The following is a 15,202-nucleotide window of genomic DNA, read 5'->3' as shown; positions in this document are numbered from 1 at the left end:
CCACTTCCAAATGAAATTTTCTACGCTGCTAATACTAATAGAAATAAAATAAAATGTCAATAGATAAAATCGGTTTTCACCATAAATTCGTCATTTTTCCAGCTTTTTTTTACAAAAACTGTTAATTTTAAGTAAATTTTGACCTTAGAAAAATTTGAAATTAACTTTTTGGCTCGAATTCCGATCCGCTTGATCGCCTCGCCGTTTTTTCCGATCAGCATCTCTTTGTGTGAATTGCTGTCCGTTATGATCCGCGCATATACCGAGATCAGACCGGGTTTTTCTACTATTTTTTCCATCACGACGTCGCTGCAATACGGGATCTCGTCGCTCATACTCTCAAAGATCGCCTCAAGTATGAAGTCGCGATAAATTTCACGCTCATTCGTCGCGCTTAAAATTTCGGGGTCGTAAAAATACTCATGCTCGGGTAAAATTTTGCAAATTTCGTCCAAAACCTGCTTTTTATAGACCCTTTTTTTGATGCTAACGGGGATTATCGCTTCGAATTTATCGGTAAATCTTTGATATTGCAGCAGCTTTTGTACGATCTTTTCGTCATTTACTTCGTCAATTTTAGTTAAAATCACGATGTGTTTGGTGCCTGCGTTTAAATTTAAAAATTTTTCATATTCCGCGGTATCATCGTGTACCGGCGCCAAAAACAGCACCAAATCGCAGCCCTCAATCGCCCCGAGCGCCACTTCGACCATCAGCTTATTCATCAGCTTGGCGCTTTCGTGCAGCCCCGGCGTATCCGTGAAAATCACCTGATCTGCGCCGTTCATCGCGATGCCGTTAATCTTGCGGCGCGTGGCATTGATCTTGTGCGAGACGAGCGAAATTTTCTCGCCGCAGAGATAGTTTAACAGCGAGCTCTTGCCCGCATTCGTCCGCCCAATGAGCGTTACAAATCCGCTTTTCATATTTTCCTTAAATTTATAAATTTTATCTTGAGACCGCAGCGCTAAGCTCCAATGGGCAAATTTAAAATCTCGTTTTGCGTAGGCTGACTCCGCATAAGCGGCTAAAATTTGAAATTCCGCCATCACATAAGCGGGTAAAATTTCAAAATTTTAAGCCGCGCGGTAGCGATAAATTTTACCCGTCACAGCGCGGATTTCTATCTACTACAAATCCCGCGAGCCGCGAATTCTACAGCTTCGTAAATTATCTGCAAAATTTTAAATTTCATCCCACGACTACATTATATATAGCCCGCACCGCGCAGAATTCAATCATCCTTGAAATTTTACAGACTTAAAATTTCAAAGTATCACCAAATTTAAAAGGACGAAATTCTGCGCATTTTTAAAATTTCGCTAAATCTCAAACCTAAAATTCTAACGCTTTGCAATTTTCAAAACCGCCAAATTCCGCGACTCTGCAGAATTCTAAGAGTAGCCATCAGCAGTCTTATAAAATGTATTTTGCCAAATCCTCGTCGCTTGCGATGCCTGCGAGCTTTTCGCTTACGAGCTTTTCATCCACGACGATATTTTGCCCTTTAAACTTATCCGCTTCGAAGCTGATATCTTCAAGCACCTTTTCCATTATCGTATGTAGCCTTCTAGCGCCGATGTCTTCGACCTTTTCGTTCGTGCTTGCCGCAAATTTCGCAATCGCTTTGACCCCGTCTTCGCTAAACTCTAGCTCCACGCCCTCGGTCTTTAAAAGCGCCGAGTACTGCTTAAGAAGCGAATTTTTTGGCTTGGTTAAAATTTCGCACAGCGCCGCCTCGTCTAAGCTGTCAAGCTCGACGCGAAGCGGGAAGCGCCCCTGAAGCTCGGGTATGAGATCGCTCGGCTTGCTGATATGAAAGGCGCCCGCGGCGATAAAAAGGATGTGATCGGTGTCGATATTGCCGAATTTCGTGCTTACGCTGCTACCCTCCACGATCGGAAGCAGATCGCGCTGCACCCCCTCTTTGCTCGGATCCTGCCTACCGCTATTGCCGCTTGAGACCGCCACCTTATCGATCTCGTCGATAAAGATGATGCCCTCGTTTTGCGCGCGCCTAACGGCTTCCGCTTTGATGCTCTCCATATCGAGGACCTTCTCGCTAGCCTCGCTTTTAAGGGCAACCTTGGCGTCTTTGACCTTCATCTCTTTTTTGCTTTTGCGCGTCGAAATTCCGATTACTTTGATGAAGCTTTCCTGCATATTTGCCATCTCGGGCGGCAAATTCGGATTCGATTCAAGCGCATTTTCGCTTACTTCGATCTCGATACTAAGATCGTCCAGATCGCCGCGCTCGAGCTTGGCTGCCATCTTTTCGTAGCTTTTTTCGTAATCGGCAACCTTCTCCTCGCTCGCGCCGCGCGGAAGCGGCGGAAGGACTTTTTCTAAAATTTTACGCTTGATATAATCATCGATCTTGTCTTTGTTCTTTTCAAATTCCTCGCCGCGCACTAAATTTACCGACGCGGCGGCCAGATCGCGCACCATGCTCTCCACGTCGCGTCCCACGAAGCCCACTTCAGTATATTTGCTCGCCTCAACCTTGATAAAAGGAAGCCCAAACATCTTCGAAAGTCTGCGCGCGATCTCAGTCTTGCCCACGCCGGTAGAGCCGATCATTAGGATGTTTTTGGGCATCACCTCGTTTTTCATCTCATCTTCAAGCGCCATTCTGCGGTAGCGATTTCGCAAAGCCACTGCTATTGTGCGTTTAGCGCTATTTTGTCCAATTATATATTCGTCTAGTTTTTCTACGATCTGCTTTGGCGTCATCATCTCTTTTCGTCCCAAATTGCGTATGTTTTGATATTTTCGTTCGTGTAAATGCAAATCTCACCCGCGATTTTAAGGCTTTGCTTTACGAGCTCCTCTTCGTCTAAGCTTGCAAATTTATCCAAAGCTCGCGCCGCGCTAAGAGCGTAATTCCCGCCGCTTCCGATCGCCGCGATCTTGCCGTCGTCCGGCTCTACCACATCGCCCGTGCCGCTAAGCAAAAAGATATTTTTGCGGTCCAGCACCAGCATCATCGCTTCGAGCTTTCGCAGATACTTATCCTTGCGCCACTGCTTGCTAAATTCTATCACAGCCCTTAAAAGATCGCCCTTTGCGCCATCTAAGCACTTCTCAAACATATCAAAAAGATTAAACGCATCGGCAGTGCTGCCCGCAAAGCCCGCCAAGACGTTACCCTCTTTACCGATCTTTCGAATTTTAGTCGCATTGCCCTTTAAGACGGTGTTTCCAAACGTAACCTGCCCGTCGCCGCCGATGACGGAGCCTTTCGCGCCTTTGTAGGCTAAAATGGTAGTCGCTTCAAACACTAGCCACCTCTATCTCAAATTTAGCGCTTATACCGTGCTTTAGCTTGGCATTTACGTCGTAGATCCCGGTCGTTTTGATAGCCTCGGTCTCTAAAATTTTCTTATCGATTTCGATCCCCTTTTGCTCTTTTAGCGCGGTTGCGATCTCATCTTTGGTAACCGAACCGAAAAGCGCGCCGCTCTCGCCCGTCTGCTTTACGATCTTTACGCGGATCTTAGCTAGCTCCTCGGCTAGTTTTTGCAGGCTCGCGACCTCGTATTTTTCTAGCTCGGCTTGCTTTTTCTTATCCGCTTCAAATTTACGCAAAACCTCAGTCGTAGCGGCTTTAGCGTAGCCTTTGCCGATTAGGAAGTTGTTGCCGTAGCCGTCCTTGACCTCCTTTACCTCGCCCGCCTTTCCGAGCCCCTTAACGTCTTTAATCAGTAATACTTTCATCCATTATCCTTTTAAATTTAGCTTTAAATTTATAAAATTTTATAAGCGGCGCGGGCGGATATGAAATTTAGTGAAATTTCATGAAACCTGCCCGCAGCCGCTCGCTACTTTTTCGATAAAATTTTAAAATTTCGTTTTGTGAAATTTGCCCGTCCGCCCTGTGGCAAAATTTCAGCTAAAGCTTGCGTCCGTTCTTGCCCGCGATGATAAATCTTAGCGCGCTTAGTTTGATAAATCCGTCGCCGTCTTTTTGATTGAAAACCTTGTCCTCTTCAAACGTCACGAAATCGGTATTAAACAAACTATCGTTCTTGCTTTCCCTGCCCAGCACGGTCACGTTGCCCTTATAAAGCTCTAGCTTAACCTTACCGTTTACGTGCTCTTGGGATTTGTTTATCAGCTCTTGAAGCAGCAAGCGCTCCGGGCTGAACCAAAAGCCATTGTAGATGAGCTCGGCGTAGCGCGGCATCAGATCGTCTTTTAGATGCGCCGCGCCGCGATCTAGCGTGATGCTCTCGATCGCGCGATGAGCCTTTAGCATGATCGTGCCGCCCGGAGTTTCGTAGCAGCCGCGACTCTTCATGCCGACGTAGCGATTTTCTACTAGATCGAGCCTGCCGATGCCGTTTTTAGCGCCGAGCTCGTTAAGCGCGGCCAGCATCTCGTGCGGCTTAAGCGCCTTGCCGTTTAGCTTTACGGGATCGCCGTGCTTGTATTCGATCTCGATGATCTCGCTCTTATCTGGCGCATTTTTAGGGCTCACGGTCCATCGCCACATATCCTCTTCAGGCGCATGAGCGGGATCTTCCAGCACCAAGCCCTCGTAGGAGATGTGAAGGATATTCGCATCCATCGAATACGGCGACTTGCCGGGCTTTGAGGCGATGTCGATGCCGTTTTTCTTAGCGTAGGCAAGCAACTTCTCGCGAGAGTTCAGATCCCACAACCTCCACGGCGCAATCACCTTAATATCGGGATTTAGCGCGTATGCGCCAAGTTCGAAGCGGACTTGATCGTTGCCCTTGCCGGTTGCGCCGTGGCTTATGGCGTCCGCGCCAGTTTTTTTAGCGATTTCGACTAGCTTTTTAGCGATCAGCGGGCGCGCGATCGACGTGCCTAAAAGATACTCGCCCTCATAGACGGCATTTGCGCGAAACATCGGAAATACGTAATCGCGCACAAATTCCTCGCGCAGATCCTCTACGAAGATATTTTCCTTTTTGATGCCCAGTTTCACAGCTTTGTTTTTGATCGGCTCCAAATCCTCATTCTGACCGATATCTGCGGTGAAAGTCACCACATCGCAGCCGTAAGTATCGCCGAGCCACTTTAAAATAATGCTAGTATCTAGTCCTCCGGAATACGCCAAAACGACCTTTTTTACATCTTTTGCCATCTCAAATCCTTTACGTAAAATTTGGCGAAATTCTACCAAAAATAGTTTAATAGTTGCTTTTAAGGCAAATATCGCTAAACTCACGCCTATGAGAATCGATAAATTTTTAAACGCAGTAAATATCACTAAGCGGCGCGCCATCAGCGAAGATATGTGCAAAAGCGGCGTCGTAGCCGTAAACGGCGCGGTAGCAAAGCCCGCCAAAGAGCTTAAAATCGGCGATGTAATCACAATAAGCTTTTTAGATAGAAAACAAAGCTTTAAAGTCCTAGCCTTTCCTAGCGCAAAAAATACGCCCAAAAGCGAGCAGGCAAAGTATGTCCAAGAGCTTTGAACTCATCTGCGGCGAGGATGAAATTTCGCGCCTCGTGCAAGCGCTGCCAAAAAGCGGCATAATATTGCTAATCGGCGATCTTGCCAGCGGCAAAACGACGCTTGCGCGCGCGATCGTGCGGGCGCACGGGCTAGACGAGCACGTGAGCTCGCCTACGTTTTCGATCATGCAAAACTACGGCGAAATTTATCATTACGACATCTACAACGGCGGCTGCGAGGGGATTTTAAAAAACGGACTATTTGAAAATTTATTTGAAGAGGGACTTCATCTGATCGAATGGGCGGATGAAAATTTGATAAATTTACTTAAAAAATATGAGCTTGATTTTTGCGTAGTGAGGATCACGCCGCACGCGCAAGGGCGAAAATACGAGGTAAGCTATGCATAAACTGGAAGTCAGGGGTCTAAAAAAAACCATAAAAGGCACGCCGATCATCAAAGGAATCTCGCTAGAACTTTACAATGGCGAGATCGTAGGGCTGCTAGGGCCCAATGGCGCGGGCAAAACCACGACGTTTTATATGATCTGCGGGCTGATAAGCGCTAGCGGTGGCGATATCTTGCTTAATGAAAATAGCATCGCAAAGGTTCCGCTTCATAAGCGCGCCAAGCTCGGCATTGGCTACCTGCCACAAGAAAGCAGCATCTTTAAGGAGCTCAGCGTTGAGGAAAATTTAATGCTCGCTGCAGAGATTACCTATAAAAATAAAGCCGAAGCCTCACGTAAGGTCGATGAGATGCTAAATCTGCTCAACATCGAGCCGATCAGATTGCGCAAGGGCGTAAGCCTAAGTGGCGGCGAGCGCAGGCGCTGCGAGATCGCGCGAAGCCTGATGATAACGCCGAAATTCCTACTTTTAGATGAGCCATTTGCAGGCGTCGATCCGATCGCCGTTAATGACATCCAAAGCATCGTGCGCGATTTAAGCGATCTTGGCATCGGCGTGCTCATCACCGATCACAATGTCCGCGAAACGCTCGCTATCTGCGACCGCGCCTACGTCATCAAAGACGGCGAGCTATTTGCAGGCGGCACCGCAAAAGAGATAGCTAGCGATCCGAATGTGCGCAAATTCTACCTCGGCGAGGATTTTAGCATCTAAGCCGGCAAAGGCGTTTTAGATTTTTAGCCCCCCCCTTTTTTTTTCGGCGCGCGCAGTTAAATTCTATAATTTAAGTTCTGCGATTTAAATTTCAAGCAAACGGCTGCAACTAGCCGTGCGCTTGAATTTCGCGTATTAAATTTTTGAAAAGTGCCCAGGTTCGTTTTAAAATTTTTAAATTTCAAAAGGTATTTTGTGCACTGCAAATTTTAAATAATTTTTGCTGTAGGTTCTCTTTTCGCGACCGAAATTTACACCCGCGGTACATAAAATTTAAATCGCATTGTAATCGCACTTTGTTTAAATTAAATCAAATTTTAAAGCGTGAGGCGTCTTTAAACGTAATGCTTTCATCTGCGCATCAAAATCACGCGGCAGTTTGCAAAGAATATCCGCTCGTAGAATTAAATTTCAAAACGAACACAGCCGCAAATGAATTACATATGCAACGGTGCTTGAAATTACGCGCGAGATGCTGTCTAATTTCACGGCTAAATTCCGCGAGTGATGGCATAAACTAAAGCGCACACAAAACCTACTCGCTTCAGCTTCGACGCATCAAATTAAAAGCGACGCGCGAAGCAAGGCCTTCCAACCCGCTAGAATTTTGCCGATTAAGCCACCTTGTTTAATTAAAATTGCGCTTTTATTTGCTCTGCGGGTTTAAATTTCGCTCATCTTAAAGCTCGCTGCGAATTTTAAAATTTTAACCCAGCACTCGTCGCTTCCCTTAAAATTTTAAAATTCTTAAAATTTTGGCGAGATCAAGGAGAGATTATGAAAAAAGTTCTACTTTCGTGCGCCTTGGCGGGCGCGCTTTTTGGCCTAGAGATCGACGGATTTAGCGCACCTAGTGGTTCGCTCATTACCGATGACGCTTTTTATATCGCAAATCGTGGCAGTAGCGAAGATCCACAAGAGCGCGACGGCTTCATCAGCCGCATAGTAAAAAACTCGGGTGTCGTTGAGACGAATTTTATAGACGATCTGGTAAATCCGGGCGGAATGGCGCAGATCGCAGATGTGCTGTATGTCTGCGATATCGATACGATCAGGGGTTTTACCAAAGGCGAGGAGGTTTTTAACCTAAAAATCGAAGGAGCGCAGTCTCTTGGCGACATTACGACGCTCGGCAGCGAGGTTTTGCTCGCAAGCGATCCCTCGCGTGGGACGATCTGGCGTATCGATCTGCTCTCGCGCGTTGCAGAAGAGTTTGCACGCATCGATCCATCGCTAGGCAGTCCAAACGGGCTTTTGGCTAAAGGCGAGAGGCTTTTGATCACGACTTTTGATCCCGCGGGCAAGACCGACGGACGAGTGCTAAGCATGGATCTTAAATCTCGCGAAATTTCGATCTTTGCCGATATGAAAGGGGTTTTCTACGGCATAGCGCGCGGAAAAGACGGCGAAATTTTAATTAGCGACTGGGGTGAGAACCTTTTAAGCGGTAAAATTTGGCGTATCGATGCGAACGGACAGATACGCAAAATAAACCTCGGCGCGATGCAAAGACCTGCGGACATCTCAAGCGACGGCAAGGTTTTATTGATCCCAAAAACGCTGGAAAACAAAGTCGAGCTGATAAATTTGCCATAAAAATTTTAAAAATTCCACAACTTCTCAAGCCGATTTAAAATTTGTAAATTTCAAATCGGCTTAGGAATTTGCAAGTAGTCTCAAATAGCCACTCTACAAAGCTTAATATCTTAAGACATAGAATTTAACTAAATTCATATCCTGAATATATCTTTTTTCTTAAAGCTTCTGCCTCGATATATCGGTAAGCGCAAGAGCAATATTTTCTTTTACCGCTGCATTGATTGCAGATTTTGCACGATCTGCTGCAGCAAAACTCACTCGAACTTGAGATGAGCTAGTCGTAAATGAGCGTCTATAAATCACTTGTCCATTCTGTTTTAACGTCCATGCAACCTCTACTGTAGCGTCAAAACTAAGGGCCATTATTGGCATGGAGACTCTAACCAAAAATGCATTTAGAGTTACATCTGAACCATTTGTAGCTACTTGAGTAAACAAATTAGATCTTTGTATGCTCTCTCCAATCGCCTTTTCAAATTCATCATAAAACCCCGTTTCTTGCATTGCCACACCCGAAGCGTGAATTTCTACACTTTTATTAAACGTATTTACCCCTGCAAAATTTGGTGTAAGCTCGGTATAAGTGGTCTTTTGGACACAACCACCTAAAAGTAGCGCCGTAATTAAAATTAATGCATATCTCATCTAAATTCCTTCTTTTTTCAGCATGGCTTCGATTATTTCTTGAACCGCAAGTTCTCTATTTATGGCCTCAGAGCCATATCGTATGTCATTACATATAACCATAGGAAAATTATCTTTAGCATCTCTAAAGAAAATATAGAGTACTCCATAACTTAGATGTATAACATCATAGGTCACTACTAAATCTGCACTTTTTTGATCGGATGTAATATTAAAACCTTGACGAGATATAGAACGTTCAATCATACCAGAGATACCACTTTGATCAGACGGGTTTTTAACTACATAGAAACTTTTTATGCCGATTTTTTTACTATCCGGTACAAGTAAAATTTCTCTATATTTTTGCCCGCAACCGCAAAATAGTAACGCAACCATAATACAAAAAATATATTTCAACTAAACTCCTTTAATGAAAAAATTAGCTGGAATTATATAGACGTGCATATAAAAGATACCTTAAAAAATTAATATAATTTAAATAGTTTTTTGATTTAATACATAAATTTTTAAAATAAAATGCTACGTAGCAAAAAATATACTAGGATTTGATTTAAACTTCATAGACTTTAATAAGAATTGATTTCCGCAAACGAAAAGTTGGCAACTATAACAGATATCCAAAAGCATAAAATAACAAGCATTAACGCCGAATTTATACTATCTATTTCCAGGTCGCCTTTTCGTTTAGGCCAGAATAGTTAGATAAAATTTCATACGGCTCGTAGCTAAATTTATACGCCAGGCTCGGGCACTGCTCAACCGCATAGCCCAAATAAATCCAACGCAACCCCAAATCTTGGGCAAACTCGATCTGTTTTAAAAGCGAAAATTTACCCAGACTTAGATGCGGCAAATACGGATCGTAGTAGCAATACACCGAGCTGATGCCGTCATCCACGATATCAATGAGATCGACGCAGATAAGCCGTCCGTCCTCACCGTAGTAAGAAATTTCTTTGCCGAAGTCGCCGTGGCCCTGGACGTAAATTTCATCATATCGCCTAAAATCGATCTCTTGCAGAGGCCAGCCTTTTTTTAGATGCATGTAGTCGTGATAAAGCGCGAAAAGTTCTAAACGCGCATCGTTTAAAAGCGGGCGAGATTGCCATACATAGGCGGTCGTGCGATTATTTTTATAGACGCGGCGGTGCGATCTGCTAAACTTAAAATTTGCGGCATCGATGCGCAAACTTTTACACTCTGCACAAGCTGCGCAAATGGGCTTTTGAAAATACCTGCCGAAGCGGCGGTAGCCGTGCTGCACTAAGCTTGAATTATACTCGAAGTCGCAGTCTTTTATGTAGAGATACTCGCTGCGCGCGGCTCTGCCGTCCAGATAGGGGCAGGCAAAATCCAGCGTGCAAAATGGAATTTCAGTCATTCAGCTTTTTGATATTCGCCGCGTCCACGTATTTTAAAAACTCGTCTTTAAGACGCTTTTCGCGTGCGGCGATGCTCTCTTTGGCTACGTCAAATTCCTCTGCGACGCCGTCTAAGCCGCCCCCGCTATCATCATCTCTGAAAATATCTTTAAACTCATCGCGATTTGGATTGGGCCTTTTAGGCTTTTTGGGGGCGGAGCTTGCCGCCTTGTCCTTAAGCATATCCTTTTTTATATCTTTTAGGCTATCTAAAAAATCCATGCTCTTTCCTAAATCCGCGCAGATTTACGCATCGCAGCGATGATAGCGGCGATCGCTTCGTTTTTATTCGGCTGCATATCGTCGATGGTGTTTTCTAAAATTTTGTCTAAATTTTTCTCTACGTAGCTCGTGTCGAAAAAGCCGAGTCGGAATTCGCGCGATTTGCTGATGCTAAGCAAAAACGGAATGATGGTGCGCACTCCCTCGATGCGAAACTCCTTCAGCGCGCGCTCTAGCTTATTAACGGCTAGGTCGTAGTCGGTGGTTTTGATGATGAGCTTGGCTAGAAGCGAGTCGTAAAACGGCGGAATTTTATAACCCTTGTAGATATGGCTATCAACGCGCACGGAGGGACCTAGCGCGGGATAATAATCACTAACGGTGCCGGGGACCGGGGTGAAATTTTTCCAGACATTTTCAGAGGTAATGCGCGCCTCGATCGCGTAGCCGTGCGGCTTAATATCACTTTGCTCAAGCTCTAAAATTTCGCCGTTTGCTATGCGGATCTGGCGCACGACCAGATCGACGCCCGTAACTTCCTCGGTGATGCCGTGCTCGACCTGGATACGGGTATTCATCTCCATAAAATAGAAGTTGTTGTAGTCATCGAGCAAAAATTCCACCGTGCCGACGTTTGTGTAATTCACCGCTTTTGCCGCAGCTACCGCGGTCGTACCCATCGTCTTTCGCAGATGCTCGCTTATCGAGGGGCACGGCGCAATCTCGATGATCTTTTGGTGGCGGCGCTGGATCGAGCAATCGCGCTCGCAAAGGTGAATGATGTTGCCGTAATTATCGCCGATGATCTGAAACTCGATGTGGCGCGGCTTGACGACGAGTTTTTCCATAAAAATTTCATCGTTGTTAAAAAAGGTCTTCGCCTCCCTCGTGCACGAGTCGTAGGCGCTCTCCATATCCTTCTCTTCCCACACCTCGCGGATACCGCGTCCGCCGCCGCCGCCGCTAGCTTTTAAAATCACGGGGTAGCCGATCTCCCGCGCATATTTTTTAATCGTATCCATGCTCTCGTGATTTAGCTTCTCGGTGCCGGGCACGATCGGAATGCCGTTTTTGCGCATTAGATAGCGAGCAATGTTTTTGTTGCCCATTTTGCGAATAACGTCGGGCTTTGGGCCGATGAAAATAATACCCGCGTCCTCGACTTCTCTTGCAAAGTCGTAATTCTCGCTCAAAAAGCCGTATCCTGGATGTATCGCATCAGCGCCGCACTCTTTGGCGACTTCGACGATCTTTTTGGCGTTCAGATAGCCTTTTAGCGCATCGGTGCTTACCTCGTAGGCCTCGTCGGCGATTTTTACGTGCAAACAATCAACGTCGGGTTTGGTGTAGATCGCGACGCTTCCGATATGCAGATCTCTGCAGGCCCTAATGATCCTAACCGCGATCTCGCCGCGATTAGCGATAAGAATTTTACGTATCATAAATAATTGCCTTTTTTAAAGAAATACCGCGGTAATAATAGTATAAAAAATTTTATAGCAAGTTGAAATTTACAAAAGGCGGTTGAAATTACGGATAAAATTTAAAGAAGATTTATGGTGCCCGAGGTCGGAATCGAACCGACACGAGGTCGCCCTCGCCAGATTTTGAGTCTGGTGCGTCTACCAATTTCACCACTCGGGCATTTTGAAAAGTTATGATTGTATAAATTTAAAAAAGATAAGCCCCGAAGACGGGGCTTGGAGCAAGAAAATTATTTTTTCTTCTTGCCTTTTGCAGCTGCAACAGCCTCTTTTAGCTGTTTGCCGACTTTAAATTTTACTACTTTAGTAGCAGGAGATTTGTAAGTTCTGTTTGTGCCAGGAACTTTACCCTCGCGAGCTGCACGCTCTGCGATGCCGAAAGATCCGAAGCCGATGAAGCTTATGTCATCACCTTTTACCAAAAGCTCTTTGATAGCCTCAAGTGCAGAATCTACTACCTTAACGGTATCTTTTTTAGAAAGACCTGCCTTCTCGGCAACTACTTGGATAAAATCAGCTTTTTTCATGCTAATCCTTTAAAATAAAGTGGTTTCGGCGGTATTCTACAATAGTTTCGCAAAAAATACAATAGTTTTTTAAGAAAAAAACGCAAAAATCGGCAAAATTTAGCCGAATTTAGCCCAAATTCGTCAATTTTCCAGATTTTGCTTCTTTAAATTTCAAAATTCCGCCATATTTTTGGGGCTGATTTTTGAAATTTCGCCCGGTTTTGAAAAATTTTAAAATTTCTCCTCTCCGAGCTTCATTTTTGTAAAATTTCGCCCAAATTTGCCGCTTTAAAATATATAAACTATATTTTGTTATAATCCGCGCAAAATTTCAAAGGTTTTTTATGACTAAAATTTTAATGATAGAGGACGATTTAGAGCTCGCCGAAATTTTAAGCGAATATCTGCAACAATACGATATTGACGTAACCGTCGCGGACGATCCGTTCTTGGGGCTTTCTAAGTTAAATTTAGAAAATTTCAACCTCGTGATTTTAGATCTCACGCTTCCTGGGATGGATGGGCTTGAGGTCTGCAAAGAGATCCGCAAAAACACCGATATACCGATCATAATCTCAAGCGCCCGCCACGATCTGACCGATAAGATCAACGCTTTTGACTTCGGCGCGGACGATTATCTGCCAAAGCCCTATAATCCGCAAGAGCTTTTAGCGCGCATCAAACGCCACATCGAGCGCTACGACATAAACTCTATCCAGCGCGCCGCAAAGCCAAAAAAAGACCTCGAAGTGGACGATTTCCGCCACGTCATCAGCTTCAAAGGACAGCCCCTGTCGCTCACCATCGCCGAATACGACGTGCTTTCGTATCTCATCAAAAAGGAAGGCGGCGCGATCACCCGCGAGGAGCTCATCTATAACTGCAGCTCCATAAGCGAGGAGTCCTCGAGCAAGAGCATCGACGTCATCATCGGCCGCATACGCCTAAAGCTCGGCGAAACGTCCAAAGCGCCCAGCTACATCCATGCTATCCGCGGCGTAGGATACAAGCTGATACAATGAGCGCACTTGCGTCCGGCGGGCGGCGCGATAGAATTTAGCCGCCCGCGGCTTTAAAATTTAATAGGCACTCGCGCGGCGAAACTGAAATCGCAAGCCGGCTCGCGCGATTTTGCCCTTTGAATTTAAGACGCCGCAACTGAAGCGTTAAAATTTTACGATAAAATTTGTAGTTATAAATTTAGCACGCGGTTAGATGCGCGCGGGATTTTATCGTCGAATTTGACAAGCAGTTCGGCTCTACGCGCGAGGCGAGTTGTAAAAGACAGAGCCCAGGGCAGCGAGAAAAATTTTAAAATTTAAAGCAGCGCGGCTATTAAATTTAAAAGCGCCCTGCTTTGCAGTAAAATTTTAAAATTTAAAGCAGCGCGCCTTTAAGCCGCGCCGTAAATTTAAAGTAGGGCAAGCCGGTCCGCGCGCCAAAACTAAAGCAAGCCCGCGGCTTCAAAGCTTTGAAATTTTAAAAATTTAAGGATCATATAAATTTAATGAAAGTCAGATCGTCGATTTTTTATACCATCACGTTCATCTTCGCGCTTGCTGCCGTGGGCGTTTCGCTCGCTCTACTCTGGCTCATTGGCTACGATCAGCAAAACTACACCCGCGAGCTAAACTCCAAATACTCCATCGTTGCGCGCGCGAACCTATATCAAATGAGCAAGCTCATCAGCGATGTCGAATACGAACGGCAAGTCGCGAATTTCGAGTTTTCGACCATCCGCGATGAAGCCAAGCGCGATGAGATCATTAAAGGCGCTGAAATTTTAGACAGCATCTCCGCAGACATCGGCTCTGCAGACATCTTGCTTTTTAAACGCAAGCACTATCTAAAAATCACTCACGCTGGCGAGACGCGGCTTTTAAACGACAAGGAGTATCAGCCCTACCGCTACGATATTTTCAAAGCGATCTATGGCGTCATTTTGGTGATCATCCTGCTTGCGTATATTTTCATCATCCGCAAAATTCGCCCTCTTCGCAAACTCAAGCGCCAGATCGATAAATTTGCTAAAGGCGATCTTCAGATCAAGGACGTAAGCGCGGGAAACGACGAAATTTCCGAGGTTTCGCACGCATTTTACGAGGCGGTCACGCAGATAAATAAGCTTAACGAATCGCGCCATCTGTTTTTGCGAAACATAATGCACGAGCTTAAAACTCCCATCACAAAGGGTCGCATCGCCGTCGAGATGATCGAGCACGGCAAAAATCAGGAGCGCCTCATCTCGGTCTTTGAGCGACTGGAGAGTCTAATCAACGAATTTGCGGCAGTCGAGCGCGCGACTGCGGGCACGGCGCTAGGCGAATGCGGGATTTTTTCAATGGATGAAATTTTAAAAGAAGCGCTTAGTATCGCGATGATCGAGCCCGGCTGCGTAACGCTGCAAAATCCGCTAGGCCTGAGCTTAAACGTCGATCTGAAGCTCTTTTGCGTCGCGGTGAAAAATTTAATCGACAACGCCGTAAAATACGCCGCAGACGGTAAAATTTTAATCCGCCTAAACGCCGAGACGATGGACTTTATAACGCTCGGCGAGCCGCTGCAGAAGGACTTTAGCTACTACAAAGAGGCCTTCGTCAAGGGCACGAACGCCAAACAAAGCTTCGGCCTTGGGCTTTACATTGTCGATAACATCGCCAAGGCGCACGGGCTAAAATTCCTCTACCGCAGGCAGAACGAGCTAAATGTCTTTTATTTCGAGGGAATCGAAAAGATAGCTACGTTATGAAATTTAAGCACATTTTT

17 protein-coding genes and 1 tRNA gene are annotated in these 15,202 nt (G+C 45.5%); 6 read left to right on the top strand and 12 right to left on the bottom strand.

What is annotated here, in order from left to right; all coding sequences use genetic code 11:
• Window positions 1-56: 56 nt before the first annotated feature.
• From era to Q0460_RS05280, 5 genes are all read right to left on the bottom strand, one after another.
• Window positions 57-926, bottom strand: coding sequence for a GTPase Era (gene era / locus Q0460_RS05300; RefSeq protein WP_299085648.1), 870 nt, complete (start codon window positions 924-926; stop codon window positions 57-59).
• Between the two features lie 490 nt (window positions 927-1,416).
• Window positions 1,417-2,736 (bottom strand): HslU--HslV peptidase ATPase subunit, encoded by a 1,320-nt coding sequence (hslU, locus tag Q0460_RS05295; RefSeq protein ID WP_299085646.1) that lies wholly within the window; start codon window positions 2,734-2,736, stop codon window positions 1,417-1,419.
• A complete protein-coding gene (gene hslV, locus Q0460_RS05290) occupies window positions 2,733-3,281 on the bottom strand; it encodes an ATP-dependent protease subunit HslV (protein WP_005870266.1) in 549 nt (182 codons plus the stop codon). The genes hslU and hslV overlap by 4 nt, the downstream gene beginning before the upstream one ends.
• The gene (rplI, locus tag Q0460_RS05285; protein ID WP_295152082.1) at window positions 3,274-3,717 is read right to left on the bottom strand and encodes a 50S ribosomal protein L9; all 444 of its coding nucleotides are present in this window, start codon (window positions 3,715-3,717) and stop codon (window positions 3,274-3,276) included. Before rplI ends, hslV begins: the two co-directional genes overlap by 8 nt.
• Before the next feature lie 175 nt (window positions 3,718-3,892).
• The gene (locus Q0460_RS05280) at window positions 3,893-5,113 is read right to left on the bottom strand and encodes an argininosuccinate synthase (RefSeq protein ID WP_299085644.1); all 1,221 of its coding nucleotides are present in this window, start codon (window positions 5,111-5,113) and stop codon (window positions 3,893-3,895) included.
• Between the two features lie 88 nt (window positions 5,114-5,201).
• On the opposite strand from Q0460_RS05280, the gene Q0460_RS05275 reads away from it, so the two are divergent.
• The 4 genes from Q0460_RS05275 to Q0460_RS05260 all read left to right on the top strand — a co-directional run bounded on the left by Q0460_RS05275 (window position 5,202) and on the right by Q0460_RS05260 (window position 8,149).
• On the top strand, window positions 5,202-5,447 hold the full coding sequence (locus Q0460_RS05275; protein ID WP_297904011.1) for an RNA-binding S4 domain-containing protein: 246 nt from the start codon (window positions 5,202-5,204) through the stop codon (window positions 5,445-5,447).
• Entirely contained in the window at window positions 5,431-5,838 is a 408-nt protein-coding gene (tsaE, locus tag Q0460_RS05270; protein WP_297946471.1) for a tRNA (adenosine(37)-N6)-threonylcarbamoyltransferase complex ATPase subunit type 1 TsaE, read from the top strand. Before Q0460_RS05275 ends, tsaE begins: the two co-directional genes overlap by 17 nt.
• Entirely contained in the window at window positions 5,831-6,553 is a 723-nt protein-coding gene (gene lptB, locus Q0460_RS05265; protein WP_005870257.1) for an LPS export ABC transporter ATP-binding protein, read from the top strand. Before tsaE ends, lptB begins: the two co-directional genes overlap by 8 nt.
• A gap of 777 nt (window positions 6,554-7,330) precedes the next feature.
• Window positions 7,331-8,149, top strand: coding sequence for an ATP-binding protein (locus tag Q0460_RS05260; protein ID WP_299085642.1), 819 nt, complete (start codon window positions 7,331-7,333; stop codon window positions 8,147-8,149).
• Between the two features lie 159 nt (window positions 8,150-8,308).
• Here the strand turns inward: Q0460_RS05260 and Q0460_RS05255 are convergent, their stop codons facing one another.
• The 7 genes from Q0460_RS05255 to Q0460_RS05225 all read right to left on the bottom strand — a co-directional run bounded on the left by Q0460_RS05255 (window position 8,309) and on the right by Q0460_RS05225 (window position 12,454).
• On the bottom strand, window positions 8,309-8,797 hold the full coding sequence (locus Q0460_RS05255; RefSeq protein WP_297996635.1) for a hypothetical protein: 489 nt from the start codon (window positions 8,795-8,797) through the stop codon (window positions 8,309-8,311).
• Window positions 8,798-9,196 carry a hypothetical protein gene (locus Q0460_RS05250; RefSeq protein ID WP_297996637.1) on the bottom strand — a complete coding sequence of 133 codons (399 nt, stop codon included), beginning with the start codon at window positions 9,194-9,196 and terminating at the stop codon, window positions 8,798-8,800.
• Window positions 9,197-9,461: 265 nt separating this feature from the next.
• The gene (locus Q0460_RS05245; protein WP_299085639.1) at window positions 9,462-10,181 is read right to left on the bottom strand and encodes an arginyltransferase; all 720 of its coding nucleotides are present in this window, start codon (window positions 10,179-10,181) and stop codon (window positions 9,462-9,464) included.
• Window positions 10,174-10,443 (bottom strand): hypothetical protein, encoded by a 270-nt coding sequence (locus tag Q0460_RS05240; RefSeq protein WP_297960022.1) that lies wholly within the window; start codon window positions 10,441-10,443, stop codon window positions 10,174-10,176. Before Q0460_RS05240 ends, Q0460_RS05245 begins: the two co-directional genes overlap by 8 nt.
• Before the next feature lie 8 nt (window positions 10,444-10,451).
• The gene (locus tag Q0460_RS05235) at window positions 10,452-11,885 is read right to left on the bottom strand and encodes an acetyl-CoA carboxylase subunit A (protein ID WP_299085637.1); all 1,434 of its coding nucleotides are present in this window, start codon (window positions 11,883-11,885) and stop codon (window positions 10,452-10,454) included.
• Between the two features lie 115 nt (window positions 11,886-12,000).
• Window positions 12,001-12,087 (bottom strand) — tRNA-Leu (locus Q0460_RS05230).
• A 70-nt stretch (window positions 12,088-12,157) separates the two neighbouring features.
• A complete protein-coding gene (locus tag Q0460_RS05225; protein ID WP_177389243.1) occupies window positions 12,158-12,454 on the bottom strand; it encodes an HU family DNA-binding protein in 297 nt (98 codons plus the stop codon).
• 326 nt (window positions 12,455-12,780) lie between these two features.
• On the opposite strand from Q0460_RS05225, the gene Q0460_RS05220 reads away from it, so the two are divergent.
• Window positions 12,781-13,458 carry a response regulator transcription factor gene (locus Q0460_RS05220; protein ID WP_298787186.1) on the top strand — a complete coding sequence of 226 codons (678 nt, stop codon included), beginning with the start codon at window positions 12,781-12,783 and terminating at the stop codon, window positions 13,456-13,458.
• Between the two features lie 485 nt (window positions 13,459-13,943).
• Window positions 13,944-15,185 (top strand): ArsS family sensor histidine kinase, encoded by a 1,242-nt coding sequence (locus Q0460_RS05215; protein WP_299085634.1) that lies wholly within the window; start codon window positions 13,944-13,946, stop codon window positions 15,183-15,185.
• Window positions 15,186-15,202 lie beyond the last annotated feature (17 nt).

The organism is uncultured Campylobacter sp. (assembly GCF_937980635.1).
Lineage (GTDB): Bacteria > Campylobacterota > Campylobacteria > Campylobacterales > Campylobacteraceae > Campylobacter_B.
Note: the sequence above shows the minus strand (reverse complement) of the source record. Positions and strands in the feature narration are given on the sequence as shown.